This is a genomic window from Alkaliphilus transvaalensis ATCC 700919, assembly GCF_000621485.1.
GTDB classification, from domain to species: domain Bacteria; phylum Bacillota; class Clostridia; order Peptostreptococcales; family Natronincolaceae; genus Alkaliphilus; species Alkaliphilus transvaalensis.
Map to the genome: position 1 here is coordinate 188,628 of NZ_KK211286.1, position 16,386 is coordinate 205,013.

The window sequence follows — 16,386 nt, forward strand, 5'->3', positions numbered from 1 at the left end:
TCAATAATTAACAAAAAAGAGTAGATTCAAAATTGAAATCTACTCTTTTTAAATCCCCAATACCCAATTATATTCTCTATATTTTATATTTTTTCCTTGTTCTATTTTTGTTTATATAAGGTGATGACTATATAAGTCTAGTGACATAAAACCCATAAATGCACTTTAAATACACTTTCTTAGCTGATTAGTTTATTGGGTTTTAGTATTTTTAACTAACTATTCTAGAAAAGAAGCTCCTTCTGTAGATGTAAAGATAAAGCCATTAATATCTTGAATATTTCTTCCCTCCAACTTTAGTAAAACATTAGGGTAGGTTATTTCTTGAGTTACCATCATATCTGGGTCAGGAGAGATTACATTTGCATCTACATATAAAGAAGTATCTTGGTGGTAAATACCATTAATTTCAACGGTATAGCCTCCTGTGGTTCTTTCACCAGCAGCTACTAATATATATATCATGTTGTTTTCTTTAAGGTAATGGATGCCTTCCTTTTGATAGTGCTCACTATACCATTTAGAAGCAGCTTGATCAGTTAAACTATTGGGCTGAACCATTGTAAATGGATAGGGGATCTCTTCTTCAATAATTCCTACATTTTCTACTTCAAAAATATTAAAGTCTAAAGTAGAGACTACTTCTTTTGAATCAACTAAAATTAATGAAGTAGGATAGGTTAAAGCTTGAGTAACTATTTCATCAGGAGCTGGAGTTTGCAAGATGGCTTCTACATAGGTTTTATTATTTTTTAAGTTATAGACCCCATCTACAATCAATGAATAGCCACCAGATGGTCTTTCACCAGCAGAAACTAAAACATAATGCTTCCCACCTATTTCTATAGAATAAATTCCTTTTGTATAAGATTTTTCAGTATACCAATCTAATAATTCTTTATTTTTGTATAGCTCATCACTAGAGACTTCTGTAAAGTTTACTGGTTTGCCTAATTCCTCAGAGGGTTTACTAAGCTCTGGGGATACAATGTTAACAGTATTGCTTGTGCTGTCCCAATTAGGCGTGGTGCCTAGAACTTCAGATAAAAATCTTAATGGGACCATTGTTCTTCCGTTAATTACTTGTGGAGGAGCATCTAAAGTAACAATAATCGCTTCCTTACTAGCTGAAGGGAAACTAATTGTTGCTTGTTTATTATCAATTTGAAGGATAACGATTTGATCGTCAGTTTCAATCGTTACAGTAGAATTACCGCTATCCCATAGTACTTTAGCTCCAAGCTTTTCGAATAGCCCACGGGTAGGGACTAATACACGACCCTCTACTAATATAGGAGGAACATCAAAAGTAACAAGCTCTCCGTTTAAACGCACTTTAATTTCATGATTACTAGCACTAGCAGGCACAGATAAAGTGAAAATCATAATGAATGACAATAGTAAGACTAATTTTTTCATGATAAAACAACTCCCTTCTTAATATTCGTTTTCTTAGTTTACTAATAGGACGAATTATAGTTTAAAAAAGTTCCATAAAATTTTAAAATAAATATAAAAAATATAAAAATAAATAATATATCCTTAACTTAAATACTAAATTAGAAAGCTAGAATTTGTAAACTTGCTTTTTATGAAATTTATTAAATATTTATAAGATTTCTATTTAATTGATTTAGCTAATTTACCTTTTCAATCCTATAAATTAATAGTATAATACAAAGTGATTAGGTTAATAATCAAACAACCCTATAACAGAAGCGAATAGGGGTAGATATGAATAGTTAAGGAATATATTTCTATTCATTGTCTAAAATACATAGGTAAGAGGATATATTTAATATATCAAATTAAAGAATACTTTTAAATTAAAATCACTCGGAGGTGTTCAAATGAAAAAAATATTAGTTACTGGTGCTCTAGGGCAAATCGGTACAGAGTTAGTTGTGAAGATGAGAGAAATTTATGGTAATGAAAACGTTATCGCAACTAATAGAAGTAGTAGAGATGGACACATATTAGTTGAAACAGGAGTATTTGAAGAATTAGATGTAACAGATGCTCAAAGTGTACATGATTTATGTAAAAAGCATAATGTAGACACAATTATACATATGGCAGCTTTACTCTCAGCTACTGCTGAAAACAATCCGCTATTAGCTTGGAATATTAATATGGGTGGATTAATGAATACTTTAGAAGTAGCAAGAGAATTAAATTGTAAGTTCTTTACTCCAAGTTCAATTGGTGCTTTTGGACCATCATCTCCAAAGGTAAACACGCCACAAGATACAATTCAAAGACCTACAACTATGTATGGAGTAAATAAAGTTGCAGGAGAGCTACTTTGCGATTACTACTTCCATAAGTTTGGTGTAGATACTAGAGGAGTTAGATTCCCAGGTTTAATTTCCTACGCACAAGAACCAGGTGGAGGGACGACTGATTATGCCGTTACCATCTTTTATGAAGCATTAAAGCATAAAAAATATACTAGCTACATTGGAGCAGGTACATACATGGATATGATGTATATGCCAGATGCAGTAAATTCTATTATTGATTTAATGGAAGCAGATCCTGCGAAATTAAAACATAGAAATGCCTTTAACGTTACAGCTATGAGCTTTGAACCAGAGCAAATCGCAGCTGAAATTAGAAAGCATATTCCAGAGTTTACAATGGATTATGATGTAGATCCAATGAGACAGGCAATTGCCAACAGCTGGCCAGATTCAATTGATCCTTCTGCAGCTATTGAAGAGTGGGGCTTTAAAGTAGAATATGATCTACCTAAAATGACAGCAGATATGTTAGCTCAATTAAAGGCAAAAGGAATTAAGTAGTTTGGATTTAATTTAGTGAGTCATTAAGCTTTAAATATAATTAAACTGTAAAATAAAAACGCCTATTTTATCTAACCGTATGCATTAGTACGAAAGGATATGAATAGGCGTTTTTCTTACGATTATCTTGTTTTATGGATCATGCGTAAATAGGACTTAGCAAAACCCATTTTTTCATATAACTTAATTGCCCTACTATTATTTCGATCAACATGAAGAGAGAGATTACCCTTCGTCAATTCTACAGCCTTATTAAGAAGCTGAGTAGCAATTCCTCTACCCTTGATACTTCTACGTGTTCCAATATAGCCTAAATGATAGGAGGGTATAAAACTATTAAATCCAGTATTAACAATAACACTGATGCCTACAAGTTGATTATTGTAATAAGCCATGAGGACATAACCATTACAAAAGGCCTTTTCTAAAGCTTCTTTTATTTCGTAGATGGGATCACTAAACTCCATCAGCCAATGCTGGATATAGTTTGCGATCTCATCAATTGATAGTTCTGTTTCATGCCTTTCGATTCTTCGAACCTCAACATCTATTCTACCATCATTTAACAAGATAACATGGGTTCCATTTTTAATGTTCCTCTTATCCACTTCCTTCATGAAACCTGCGATAGCATAGCCATTTTCTATGCTAAACTTAATGTTTTCAACTTCTAAAAACTTCCTTAAATTTTTAATTAGTTCCTTTCCTTCTACACCTGTTAATTTACCATTAACAGCATAGATAGAATTGAGGGCATCTTGAGCTGTTATTTCATTGAAATTGAGGAGGTGCTTATTATACTTTGTTACAATCGTTTTAGTTTTTCCTTTACTTTGGAGCGTAATTTTTTTGTCGTTATGTTGATAGGCTTCATAAAGGGGATTATTAATACTGGTTGTACAACTATACAGCTGAGGCAATTGACTAATTTTATTATCTACCCATAATTGCCGAAAACCTAAATCAAGACCAGAAACTGAAAAACCATAACTCAATAGAGAAAAAACAGAGTCAATCTCGCAATTTAGTTGAGTGTAGATTTCTTCTGCTATAGAAGCGATCGCTGTCATGTTTAGTATATTGTTTTCTATTCCAAGATTCCCATTAAACCAATCATTTTTTTCACATAGCTTAGAACTATAGTGGGAGGAATCCATAACAGTTCTACCATATTCAATGATCTTAATGTTATCTTTTCGAAAGACTTTATCAGTAGAGGCTTTAATATTTTCTGGAAATATAAAAACACAATTTATATTAAATTGAGAAGAGATTAGAGCCAAAGATCTTGCTAGAGGAAGATGGCTTCCGATGCAAATGGTTTCTTTCCCCTTTGAGACAGCATCTTTAAGTAGTAAGTAAGCCAACCGATCAATTCTTTGTCCTGATGGGTTATTTCCTTCTAGTTTTAGATAAATTTCTGAAATACCCAAAGCTTTTTCTAATCCCGTTGCCCTTACTAAAGGGGTTTTACCAACCATACTTGTTAATATATTTTTATTCATTCTTACATACCTCCTTAATAATATTAGCTAATATAAATATTCCCTAAAATAAAAGTTTTATTTGAGATGCTGGCTTTATAAATTAGTAGTAGATATGGTAAAATATAATGATTTAGTTATATTGAAACTTTATGAACTGACTAAAATGATGAAATCTATGTTGAAAAAATATAATGAGGTGATTTGATGGAATGGAAAATTAAGGCGTTTGATGAGTTAACTGCCTTTGAAGTCTATGAAATATTAAAGCAAAGGATAAATGTCTTTGTTGTTGAACAGGATTGCCCCTATGAAGAATGTGATGGTAAAGATTTAGACGGGATACATATTTTTGCTACTATAGATAAACAGGTGATAGCCTATATTAGGGTATTACCAAAGGGTATTTCATATAGTGAAGCCTCTATAGGGAGAGTAATTGTACAAAAAGATTATCGTGGAAAGGGAATTGCTACCCAATTAATGAAAAAGGGAATTGAATATATAAAAGAAGAATGGAAAGAAACTCAAATAAGAATATCAGCTCAGGCATACTTAATCAATTTTTATAACAGCTTAGGATTTAAAGTAGTATCTGAAACCTACTTAGAAGATGGGATTCCCCATGTGGAAATGCTCCATAGTAAATAAATTAGCCCTATAAGAAAAGGAGCAGAAAAAGAAGATATTTACTTCCAATTCTACTCCTTATTTAGGACCTAATTTATGGTCTATCTAACTTTTTAGAAATAGTAAGGCTTTTTAACAGACTAAATAGCGGGACTATGCTGGAACAAATTCTTTTTTAGGTTGTCTCCCCCAATGGCGATGTTGTCCTATTGCGTTAATAAATTCAGGGATAAAGTTAGTTATATAGGCGGAATTACCTAGTGTTACAACCCCTAAGTCTGACATAAGCTGCCCTTGATTACTAGAGGAAGCCAGACTGACACCCTGAAGGGCTGATGAGGCTAGTAAGTCTACTCCTTCGTTGGTTCCACCAATGGCTTTTGCATGTTTAAAGGCTTCATTAACAAAGTGAATAGTATCACCCTGCATCATCAATGTATCGGCACTTTGTCGCCCTCCTGGTATATATACAGCATCATATTTGATAGAAGCAGTGGTTAAATAGTTTTTACCAACTTCCAGCTGTTGTCCATTGTCTCCTGTGATCATTCCTAAATTTTTGCTGATGATTTCAGGGTGAATCCCTGCTCCCCGTAGTGCATCCATTACTTGAGTTACTTCATTATAGTTAAAGCCATTTTCAGCTAGAATGGCAACCATTCTAGTTTGGGGTACTTTAATTGTATTCTCTTGACTTAAGGCAGGAGAAAAAGCTGTTACATCATTGCCTCCAGAACTATTGGGGGGCGTGGCTCCTATACCCATTGCTATTTGAGTAGCTAAGTCTCCATTTACATTATTAAACATATCTACAACTCGCTGTTTAATATTTTTGTCTATTACGCTACCTACTTCAAAATGGAAGGCTTCAATAATATGTTGTTTTTCAGCTGGAGACATACTGTTCCAAAAGAGGGTAGCTTGTCTATAAAAGTCTTTAAAGCTTTCACTTCTTTGCCTAACCTTACGTCCATCCACTTTTTCTTCATAGTGAACATATCCACCATCTTGATCAGAAGCTGGTTTAGGGGTATTATCCTGCAGCGCATTAGGTGAATAGCTTACCCGTCCACGATCAATCGTCATTCTATGATAGCCATCCCTCTGGTTGTTATGAATAGGGGCAATAGGGCGATTAATAGGAATCTCATGGAAGTTGGGGCCTCCTAAACGGATTAATTGGGTATCTAAATAGGAAAATAATCGACCTTGTAGTAGGGGGTCATTACTAAAATCTATTCCTGGAACAACATGCCCGGGGTGAAAAGCTACTTGCTCTGTTTCTGCAAAAAAATTATCCACATTGCGATTTAGAGTCATCTTTCCTATTATTTTTACAGGAATAAGTTCTTCTGGCCATATTTTGGTGGGGTCTAAAATATCGAAGTCAAAGTTAAACTCATCCTTTTCATCAATCATTTGCACGCCAAGTTCATATTCTGGATATTCCCCTCTATTAATTGCGTTCCAGATATCTCTTCTATGATAATCTGGATCTTTTCCAGCTAATTTTTGAGCTTCATCCCATACTAATGAATGGACTCCAAGAAGAGGTTTCCAGTGGAACTTAACGAATCTTGCCTTGCCTTCAGCATTAACGAATCTAAAGGTATTAACACCAAAACCCTCCATCATACGAAAACTTCGTGGAATGCCTCTGTCGGATAAAAGCCACATAATCATATGGGCTGTTTCAGGATTACTAACAACAAAGTCCCAAAAAGTATCATGGGCGGCGGATGCTTGAGGTATTTCATTGTGGGGTTCTGGCTTAATAGAGTGGACAATGTCTGGAAATTTAATTGCATCTTGAATAAAAAATACAGGAATATTGTTGGCAACTAAATCATAATTTCCTTCTTCTGTATAAAACTTTGTTGCAAAGCCCCTCACGTCTCTAACTGTATCAGCTGAACCCTTGGAGCCAACAACAGTTGAAAAACGAACAAAAACAGGGGTTTTTATAGATGGGTCTTGAAGAAACTTTGCTTTTGTGTATTCTGCCATAGACTCGTAGGCTTGAAAATAACCATGAACACCAAAGCCTCTAGCATGAACAACTCTTTCAGGGATTCTTTCATGATCAAAATGGGTTAGCTTTTCTCTAAAATGAAAATCCTCCATAAGGGTAGGGCCCCGTTCTCCTGCTTTTAAGGAATCATCAGTATTAGAGACTCGTAAACCTTGATTGGTAGTTAAAAGTTGATTATTATGGTCTGCACGGACATCATCTAATTGCCAATTCTTACTATCTTCATTAATCATGATATTGTCCTGGCTTTGATTATTGTTCATTTTATTCCTCCTCTGCTTTATTTTATATGTAGTAACTAAGACATAATAGCAGTATGATAATTATGCTTAGTTAAGGTTAGTTTGCCATATATATACAGCTGAAATACTGGTATATAATGGAGGGGAGATCTAAATAAAATAAATGAATAGATATATTTATATAAATGAATAAATATCTTCATTGGGAATTTTAATGGAGAAAAAACTAATTTAAATGTTGGGATTTCTTTAATATTTGAAGAGATTACATAATAACTTAACGTTGAATTTATATACGACTTATGAAGAATGAACACGAAGTAGGGAAGTTTTTCTTTTCAATTATATAATTATAAAATTAGTAGCAATTGCCCCATTTATTAATAAAAAAATTCTTGTGAAAATAAATAATATTTTAAAGATTTAGCTTTATTATGTTATAGTAATGTTAGTGTTATATTCTATGTTATATTTCATGATAGACATTAAAGGAGGATACATATGAACCTAGCAATTAATAAAGAATATGTACTTAAAAAAGCTAAGGAGCTATTAGAGTTCCATAGTCCCAGTGGATTTTGTTTCGACATTATGGAAATGATTCAATCATGGACACAGGAGATTGGTTATCAATTTGAAACCAATAGAAAAGGTGCTGGTATTATCACAATCCCAGGAAAGAGTAATGAAAAGGTCATAGGTTTATCTGCCCATGTAGATACACTGGGGGCGATGGTAAGGTCAATTACAAGCAATGGGACGTTAAAGTTTACTCTGATTGGAGGTCCTATTGTTGCTACATTAGATGGTGAGTACTGCCAAATCCGTACAAGGGAGGGTAAACTATATTCAGGAACATTTTTAAGTACTAGTCCTGCCATTCATGTTTATGAAGATAGCACGACTAAGGCCCGTGACCCTCAAAATATGGAAATCAGAATTGACAGTAGGGTATCTAATAAGGAAGATGTGAAAGCTTTAGGAATTAATGTAGGAGACTTTATATTTATTGAGCCTAAGACGACAATTACAGAGACGGACTTTATTAAATCAAGATTTATTGATGATAAAGGAAGTGTAGCTTGTCTGATTGGTTTAATGGAGTTATTAAAAAGAGAAAGTATCACTCCAGAATATACTACAAAGTTATTTATTTCAACCTATGAAGAGGTTGGTCATGGTTCTTCCCATATTCCAGAAGATATAACAGAGCTAATTGCAGTTGACATGGGCTGTATTGGGGATGACTTAAGTTGTACCGAATATGATGTTTCTATTTGTGCAAAAGATTCTACAGGCCCCTATGATTATAATATGACAACAGATTTAATTAGGCTTGCAGAAGAAAACAAGCTTAGTTTTGCCGTAGATATTTACCCTATGTATGGTTCAGATGCATCTGCAGCATTGAGGGCAGGTCAAAATATTAGAGCTGCTTTAATTGGCCCGGGAGTCCACGCATCCCACGGAATGGAAAGAACCCATTATATTGCCTTAGAGAATACAATTAAGTTACTTTATCTTTACTTAACCAAATAAGGAAAAACTCATTTATTTATATCCTATAAAAATTTTAAATAACTGTAGAAAACTGCCCTTATGATCTGCTATAGTAGCTTCATAGGGGTTTTTTCTGTGATAATTGGGATAACACTAAAAGTATAAATATAAATAATTTGATTGACATTATGCATCCTAATGATATAATAGATTTAATTAGATTTAACTAATTAAAAGAGAAACTAAATATATCTTATCAAGAGAAACTGAGGGACTGGCCCTATGATGTTTCAGCAACCACACTAAAGGTGACGGTGCTAAATCCAGCAGAACTATGTTCTGGGAGATAAGGAAGGCTAATACGATTACCCTTCTAGGGTTTTTTTTATGCCACTTATCCTGTTCTCCAAGAGAAGAGGTTTTTTTTATACAAGAAAAAGCCTTATCAAAACTAATAACACATCTAATAAAGGAGAAATGAAAAGATGCCAAAAATAAGCACACGTTTAGAAAGTTTTACAGATTCAGTAATTAGAAGAATGACACGAATTGCCCTACAGTATGGGGCAATCAATTTATCTCAAGGTTTTCCAGATTTTGATCCGCCTGAAGAGTTGAAGACAGCCCTTAAGGAGGTTGCGAAATCGGGACCCCATCAATATGAAATTACTTGGGGATCCCACAAGTTTAGGGAAGCTTTAGCAGAGAAGCAAAGAAAATTTATGGGGCTACCTATAGATGCTAATTCAGAGATTGTTGTAACCTGTGGAAGTACTGAAGCCATGATGGTAGCCATGATGACAGTTTGTAACCCTGGAGATAAAGTAATAATTTTCTCTCCTTTTTATGAAAATTATGTGGCGGATACCATTCTCTGTGGGGCAGAACCAATTTATGTTCCATTAAATCCACCAAATTTTACCTTTAATAAGGATGAATTAATTAAGGCTTTTGAAGAAAGACCTAAGGCTCTAATACTATGCAATCCTTCAAATCCGATTGGAAAGGTTTTTACGCCAGAAGAATTAGAATTCATTGCAGATTTAGCTAAGGAATATGACGCTTTTGTAATTGCTGATGAAGTTTATGAACACATTGTGATGAAACCCTACCAACATACCTATATTGCATCATTGCCAGGAATGTTTGAAAGAACAATTTCCTGTAGTTCATTATCTAAGACCTATTCCATAACGGGTTGGAGGCTTGGTTATATCATTGCACCAGCCTATATTACAGAAAATGCAAGAAAGGTCCACGACTTTTTGACTGTAGGGGCAGCAGCACCATTACAAGAGGCGGCTTTGGCTGGACTACAGATGCCAGAGGAATACTATGAAGAGTTACAAGATCTTTATATTAGGAAAAAGGACTTGTTTTTAGATGGACTAAAGAAGGCTGGTTTAAAATATGTAGAACCCCAAGGAGCCTATTATGTCATGGTTGACATTTCAGAATTTACAGAGGGCAGTGATGTAGAATTTTGTGAGTGGCTGATTAAAGAGGTAGGTGTTGCTGCTGTGCCAGGGTCAAGTTTTTTTAGAGATGATATAAATCATTATATTCGTTTTCACTTTGCTAAGAAGGAAGAGACATTAATAGAAGCAATAAAACGGCTAACTTTATTACGGGAAAAATTACAGTTAAGAAGTGTTTAGATAATGGAAATGCCTCTTTGGATATTTGAAAACTATCAATATCATTTAAGATAAATAATTTAACTAAGGAAATTCTATCGCTAGAAATACACATTCTACAAAATTCTTCTGTAATAACTTTAATATTGACAGTTACCTTGCAATTTTTAGAATTTATTATAGAATAGTATAGGTAAGAAAAAGTTGTTAAAGGAAGTGGTAAGGTTGTATCTAGATAGTAAAATTGTTGTGTTTGTGGGTATCGTTTTGGGGTTTATAATCCTTAGAAATCTTTTTTCTAAAGTAATTTTGAAGTATATCTTAAGTCTTACGAAGAAGACGAAAACAAACTTAGATACAGAAATTGTTTTAGCAATTGAGAAGCCTTTAAAAGTTTTTATAGTGATAATAGGTTTCTATTTGGCCTTACAAGTTTTAGACTTAACTGATGCTCAGACAAATTTTGTAACTAGGGTGTTTAGGTCTTCCATCATTATTCTGATTGCTTGGTCTGTTATCGGTTTTTCAAATACACTGTCTTCTTTATTGTTAAGAACAATGGATAAGTGTGATCTTCAAATTGAGGGTATTTTTATTCCTCTTATTTCTAAAGGGATCAAGATTATTATTATTGTATTAGCCTGCAGCATTGTTGCTGAAGAATGGGGATATGATGTTAACAGTTTTATCGCTGGACTTGGTATTGGTGGGTTAGCTTTTGCACTTGCAGCTAAGGATACTTTAGCAAATATTTTTGGTGGACTAGTGCTTACATTAGACAAACCCTTTGGTATTGGAGATTGGATTTGCACCCCTAATTTAGAAGGAACTGTAGAAGAGATATCCTTTAGAAGCACTAAAGTCAGGACCTTTGCCCATGCTTTAGTACATGTTCCTAACTCAACTCTAGTCAATCAACCAATAACAAACTGGAGTCGGATGGGAAAAAGAAGAATCACTTTTAATCTTGGTGTAGAATATGGAACAACCATAGAACAGATGAAAAAATGTATACAAGATATAAAAGACATGCTACAAAACCATGAGGCGATTCATAAGGAAACCATATTTGTTAACTTTGACCGTTTTAACGATAGTAGTTTAGATATTTTTATCTATTGCTTTACGATATCAACAAACTGGGGCGAATTTTTACAGTCAAAGGAGGATGTAAACTTAAAGATATTAGAAATCCTTCAAAATAATAATGTTCACCCAGCCTTCCCTTCGAGATCAATCTATGTTAGAAAAGAAGACTCCTCATTACAAGAAAGTATATCTGATCCAATTGAAGAAGTGGTAAGGGCAGTAAATTAATGATATAACTTTAAAATGAGTCTATTTTGACAAATTATCTGTCTAAGGCTCATTTTTTTATGTATGGAAGCCTATCAAAAATGATTATATAATTCTTATTTCATAACTTGAACATAAATTCAATTCAGTTCATGGTATTATGCCATTCCCTCAATTAAATACTTTTATTGATTTATCTATACTTTTTCACCTTTAAAAAATCATAATCCTTAGACAGTTAATACACACTTTTTATGTAAAAGAGAATGGAGAAAGTAACATTATCGGTCCTAAGACTGAGATAAAAACAGCCTAAAGATTGTTTTAGTAAAGGCTCCTCCTTGTTATAGTATAACTATAAAGTTAATTGCAGAATTTTATAGAGGAATTAAATAAGAAGATAATAGGAGGAAGGTAGATGGATAAGACGTTAAAACTTCAGCAAAGAAGTATTTTTCAAAACAAAAATTTCATGCTATTACTTATTGGTCAAATTGTATCTAATTTAGGGAATGCCGTTCATTCGGTGGCGGTGTCATGGTTTATAATGGAAACCGTAGGGGAGGGGCTTTCAGGAACCTATATGGCAATATTCGGTGTCAGTGTATTGCTACCCTATATTATTTTTGGACCCCTTTCGGGAGTCTTTGTTGACCGAATTAATCGAAAAAAAATCATCTTTGGTACAGACATAATTAGAGGTTCTTTAATCTTAATTCTAGGGCTTTTAGTATATAACAACTTTTATCCTATGATTTCATTATTTGCAATAACCTTTTTAGGGGCGATATTTGGTTCTTTTTTTAACCCAGCTGTAGATGCCTCAATGCCGAACATAGTGGAAGAAAAAGATCTAACACAAGCCAATTCTTTAAACGGTATAAGTAGATCTTTAACATGGATTATAGGTGGTGCAATTTCTGGATTTTTATACTATAGATTAGGTATTGTAGGAGTATTTGTTGTCAATGGGCTTTCATTTGTTTTATCGGGTATTTCAGAAATGTTTATTAATATACCCAATGTAAAAAAGACAAAAGAGGAGTCGTCTACAACCAGCTTTTGGCTAGATTTCAAAGACGGTTTAAAATATATACGTAGTCAAAAAACCTTGATGAAAATCATGGTGGTAGCACTTTTTTTAAATTTCCTAATAAATCCCATATTCCAAATCATCTTTCCTAAGACCATTAGATTTACATTAGGGATGGGGGCCAGAGAATATGGAATAGTCAATGGACTTTTTCCTGTGGGGGCAATGCTAGGAATGATATTAATTTCAACTGTCGCAAAATTTAGAGACAACATAGGGGTCGTGAATTTTGGTATTGTGACAGAATCAATATTACTAGCTGGTTTTGGAATCTTTTTATTACCTTCAATATTAAGTGTTTTGGGAAATATGAGTGTGTACTTTATTTTCTGTGGTATTACGGTATTATTAATGATCTGTAATTCCTTAATTAATATTCCACTTTTTACAGCCCTTCAAAGGAAGGTTCCAGACGAATTAAGAGGAAGGTTTTTCGGTATGTTTAATACATTAACCCAAGGGATTGTCCCTGTAGGGTTAGGGCTATTTGGAATATTATCTGACATTGTATCCCCATCTACCATCTATTTAGGGGCAGGGATATCCTCCCTATTAATAGGACTTTGGATTGTTTTCACGCCAGATTTTAAAGAGATTATGGAATAAATAGCAGTGAAAGAGCAATGGTTTATGGATTGAGGAGAAGTAGGTTAAAATCTTTTATTAGGGTTTAAGGCTAGGTAAGTTTAAGGCAAGGTTGCTATCGTACTTCAAATAAGATAATATTATGTTAAAATTATTTTATAAAGGGTATATAAGTGATAGTAAATTTTGACTTAATACTTAATGGAGGTAAAACAAATGAAAATGATTTCTTGGAATGTTAATGGACTTCGAGCCTGTGTAACTAAAGGCTTTTTAGATTATTTTAAAGAAATGGATGCAGATTTATTTTGTGTACAAGAAACAAAGTTGCAGGAAGGTCAAATTTCTTTAGATTTAGAAGGGTATCATCAATTTTGGAATTGCGCTGAAAAAAAAGGATACTCTGGCACCGCAGTGTTTTCTAAAATTCAACCTATTTCAGTAAAATATGGGGTTGGCAAGAATGATACTCAAGAAGAAGGCAGGGTAATCATTTTAGAGTTTGAGAAATTCTATCTAGTGAATGTCTATACCCCCAATGCCCAAAGAGGACTGGCAAGATTAGACTACCGAATGACTTGGGAGGACGAATTTAGAAGTTATCTTAAGGAGCTAGATGCAGTTAAACCAGTTGTTTTATGTGGGGATCTTAATGTTGCCCATAATGAGATCGATCTTAAAAATCCAAAAACAAATACTAAAAATGCAGGTTTTACTATGGAAGAAAGAGGTAAGATGACAGAACTAATAAATACTGGATTTACTGATACCTTTAGACATTTGTATCCTGACAAAGAAGGGGCCTACTCTTGGTGGTCTTATATGGGAAATGCTAGGGCAAGGAACACAGGATGGAGAATCGACTACTTTGTTGTTTCTGAAAGACTTAAAAATAATATAAAAGAAGCTGAAATTCATTCCCATGTAATGGGTAGTGATCATTGCCCAGTGTTGTTGGAACTGGAAATATAGAAGAGACCTGATATGTTGGCTAAAGGCTAATGTATCAGGTTTTTATTATTCTATATTATTTTTAAATTGAATACAATAAAAAAGAGGAAAAACTAATATTAGGTCGAATTACCTAAAAATGGAGGTGATAAATTATGGAAAATACCAATATTCATGTTAATGTTAATTCATCAACAGGAGAATCCTATTTTGATGGTGGATTGCTTCAGTTAGTTGGTTGGAACATTCTTGGAGCCCTTGTAACAATCTTTACTTTAGGAGTCGCTTACCCTTGGGCAGTGTGTATGGTTTTAAATTGGAAAATCTCCCACACTGTTATAAATGGAAGGAGATTAAAATTCACTGGTAGTGCCATCGGGCTATTTGGACAGTGGGTTAAATGGCTATTATTATCAATTATTACTTTGGGAATATACTCATTTTGGGTAAGGATTTCTATGGAAAAATGGAAGGTAAAGCATACTACATTTTTGTAAAGTTACATAGTGTCAAAATATAGGCCTTCTATAACAGAGGGTCTTTATTTTGTTAGGCGAAATTTTTAGAGGATATTATTGATTTCCATTGAATAACCCTATAGAGGAATATAAAATTATACGATGGATTAATTTCAGTGATAATAAGGGAGGATTACTATGTTAGATATCTTGATTCATAACGCTACTGTTGTAACAATGGAGGGCAAAGGTGTTGGAATTATTGAAGATGGAGCAGTAGGAATTAAAAATAATAAAATAGAAGTAGTTGGTTTGACAACAGAAATCAAGAAAAAGTACTCTGCCCATCAATATATAGACGCCACAAGAAAGGTTGTTATGCCAGGCTTAATCGATGCCCATATTCATACAGGAATAAGCATATTGAGGGGACTATCTCAGGATATTGGTAACTGGATGCAGAAGGGATTATGGCCTTTTTATAAAGGGTTAACACCACAAGAAAGTCGAATTGGATCCTTAGTAAATATAATAGAAGGTGTTAAAGCCGGTACAACTACTTTTTGTGATTATGATCATCCAATGGGAGAGCTTGTTAAGAATCATGTTGAAATAGGAACCAGAGCAAGAATTTCCGATATGATTAATGAATTACCCCCTAATATGGCTGATATAGCTGTAGGAGACATATATCCCTTAGATTCAGCAATAGGTAATGAAAAATTGATGGAAAATATAAAGTTAATTAATGAATGGCATCTGAAGGAAAATGGAAGAATAACCTGTTTATTAGGGCCTCAAGGGCCAGACATGGTTTCGAAAGAGCTATTATTAGAGATCAAATATCTAGCAGAAAAATATGACACCAATATTCACATGCATGTAGCACAAGGAGATCGTGAAATAAATCAGATGATCAAACGCTATGGGAAAAGAAGTATTCAATATCTCGATGAAATTGGTTATCTTGATCATCGATTAATGGCTGTTCATTTAACTGAAGCGACTAAAGAAGAGACTCAATTATTGGCTAAGAGGGGAGCCTCAATGATTCTATGTTCTGGTAGTATAGGAATCATAGATGGAATGGTGCCACCTATGGCAGAATTTTTGGAGGTAAGTAGTCGAGCAGCACTTGGGTCTGATCAAGCACCAGGTAATAACTGTAATAATATGTTTAATGAGATGAAATTTACTGCAATACTAAATAAGTGCAAAGCTAAAAACCCAGAAGTATTCCCCGCTTGGAAGGTATTAAGATTAGCTACTATTGATGGGGCAAAAGCAATTGGTTTAGGTGATGAAATAGGGTCGATTAAAGAGGGGAAAAAGGCAGATCTTATTATAATTAATTTTGACAAACCTAATCTTAGTCCTATAATTTTAAGCCCAATAAGAAATATTGTTCCTAATTTAGTGTATGCTGCTAACGGAAATGAAGTAGAGACAGTAATCATTGACGGAAAGATAATTATGGAAGAAGGTAAGTTACTTACAGTTGATGAAAATAAGGCAGTTCTAGAGCTTCATAAAGCAGCTGAAAGGGTGGCAAATCGTGCAGTAGAAGATGTTAAACGATTAGAGATCCCACTTTTACAAATGATGAAAGAAGGATACTTATAGTTAAAAGTCTCTACCATTAAAATACATGTCAATTTCCATATAGTTACTTGA

12 protein-coding genes and 1 riboswitch are annotated in these 16,386 nt (G+C 33.8%); of the genes, 9 read left to right on the top strand and 3 right to left on the bottom strand.

What is annotated here, in order from left to right:
• Nucleotides 1-219: 219 nt before the first annotated feature.
• Complete coding sequence (locus T335_RS21770) at nucleotides 220-1,419, bottom strand: protease complex subunit PrcB family protein (protein WP_051569359.1); 1,200 nt, start codon at nucleotides 1,417-1,419, stop codon at nucleotides 220-222.
• Between the two features lie 431 nt (nucleotides 1,420-1,850).
• On the opposite strand from T335_RS21770, the gene T335_RS0116310 reads away from it, so the two are divergent.
• Entirely contained in the window at nucleotides 1,851-2,804 is a 954-nt protein-coding gene (locus tag T335_RS0116310; RefSeq protein WP_026478486.1) for an L-threonine 3-dehydrogenase, read from the top strand.
• A 122-nt stretch (nucleotides 2,805-2,926) separates the two neighbouring features.
• Here the strand turns inward: T335_RS0116310 and T335_RS0116315 are convergent, their stop codons facing one another.
• Nucleotides 2,927-4,309 (bottom strand): pyridoxal-phosphate dependent enzyme, encoded by a 1,383-nt coding sequence (locus T335_RS0116315; protein ID WP_026478487.1) that lies wholly within the window; start codon nucleotides 4,307-4,309, stop codon nucleotides 2,927-2,929.
• Nucleotides 4,310-4,495: 186 nt separating this feature from the next.
• Between T335_RS0116315 and T335_RS0116320 the strand changes: the two genes are divergently transcribed.
• The gene (locus T335_RS0116320; RefSeq protein ID WP_026478488.1) at nucleotides 4,496-4,939 is read left to right on the top strand and encodes a GNAT family N-acetyltransferase; all 444 of its coding nucleotides are present in this window, start codon (nucleotides 4,496-4,498) and stop codon (nucleotides 4,937-4,939) included.
• Between the two features lie 132 nt (nucleotides 4,940-5,071).
• On the opposite strand, the gene T335_RS0116325 is transcribed toward T335_RS0116320, so the two are convergent.
• Complete coding sequence (locus T335_RS0116325; RefSeq protein ID WP_026478489.1) at nucleotides 5,072-7,213, bottom strand: catalase; 2,142 nt, start codon at nucleotides 7,211-7,213, stop codon at nucleotides 5,072-5,074.
• Between the two features lie 480 nt (nucleotides 7,214-7,693).
• Between T335_RS0116325 and T335_RS0116330 the strand changes: the two genes are divergently transcribed.
• From T335_RS0116330 to T335_RS0116360, 7 genes are all read left to right on the top strand, one after another.
• Nucleotides 7,694-8,731, top strand: coding sequence for a M42 family metallopeptidase (locus T335_RS0116330; protein ID WP_026478490.1), 1,038 nt, complete (start codon nucleotides 7,694-7,696; stop codon nucleotides 8,729-8,731).
• A 211-nt stretch (nucleotides 8,732-8,942) separates the two neighbouring features.
• Nucleotides 8,943-9,045, top strand: a riboswitch (SAM riboswitch).
• Between the two features lie 132 nt (nucleotides 9,046-9,177).
• Nucleotides 9,178-10,350 carry a pyridoxal phosphate-dependent aminotransferase gene (locus T335_RS0116335; RefSeq protein WP_026478491.1) on the top strand — a complete coding sequence of 391 codons (1,173 nt, stop codon included), beginning with the start codon at nucleotides 9,178-9,180 and terminating at the stop codon, nucleotides 10,348-10,350.
• A 204-nt stretch (nucleotides 10,351-10,554) separates the two neighbouring features.
• Entirely contained in the window at nucleotides 10,555-11,646 is a 1,092-nt protein-coding gene (locus tag T335_RS21070; protein WP_278246907.1) for a mechanosensitive ion channel family protein, read from the top strand.
• Nucleotides 11,647-12,043: 397 nt separating this feature from the next.
• Complete coding sequence (locus T335_RS0116345; protein ID WP_026478492.1) at nucleotides 12,044-13,324, top strand: MFS transporter; 1,281 nt, start codon at nucleotides 12,044-12,046, stop codon at nucleotides 13,322-13,324.
• 195 nt (nucleotides 13,325-13,519) lie between these two features.
• Nucleotides 13,520-14,275 carry an exodeoxyribonuclease III gene (locus T335_RS0116350; RefSeq protein ID WP_026478493.1) on the top strand — a complete coding sequence of 252 codons (756 nt, stop codon included), beginning with the start codon at nucleotides 13,520-13,522 and terminating at the stop codon, nucleotides 14,273-14,275.
• A gap of 134 nt (nucleotides 14,276-14,409) precedes the next feature.
• Entirely contained in the window at nucleotides 14,410-14,751 is a 342-nt protein-coding gene (locus tag T335_RS0116355) for a DUF898 family protein (RefSeq protein WP_207640686.1), read from the top strand.
• A 159-nt stretch (nucleotides 14,752-14,910) separates the two neighbouring features.
• On the top strand, nucleotides 14,911-16,335 hold the full coding sequence (locus T335_RS0116360; RefSeq protein WP_034328785.1) for an amidohydrolase family protein: 1,425 nt from the start codon (nucleotides 14,911-14,913) through the stop codon (nucleotides 16,333-16,335).
• Nucleotides 16,336-16,386: the final 51 nt, after the last annotated feature.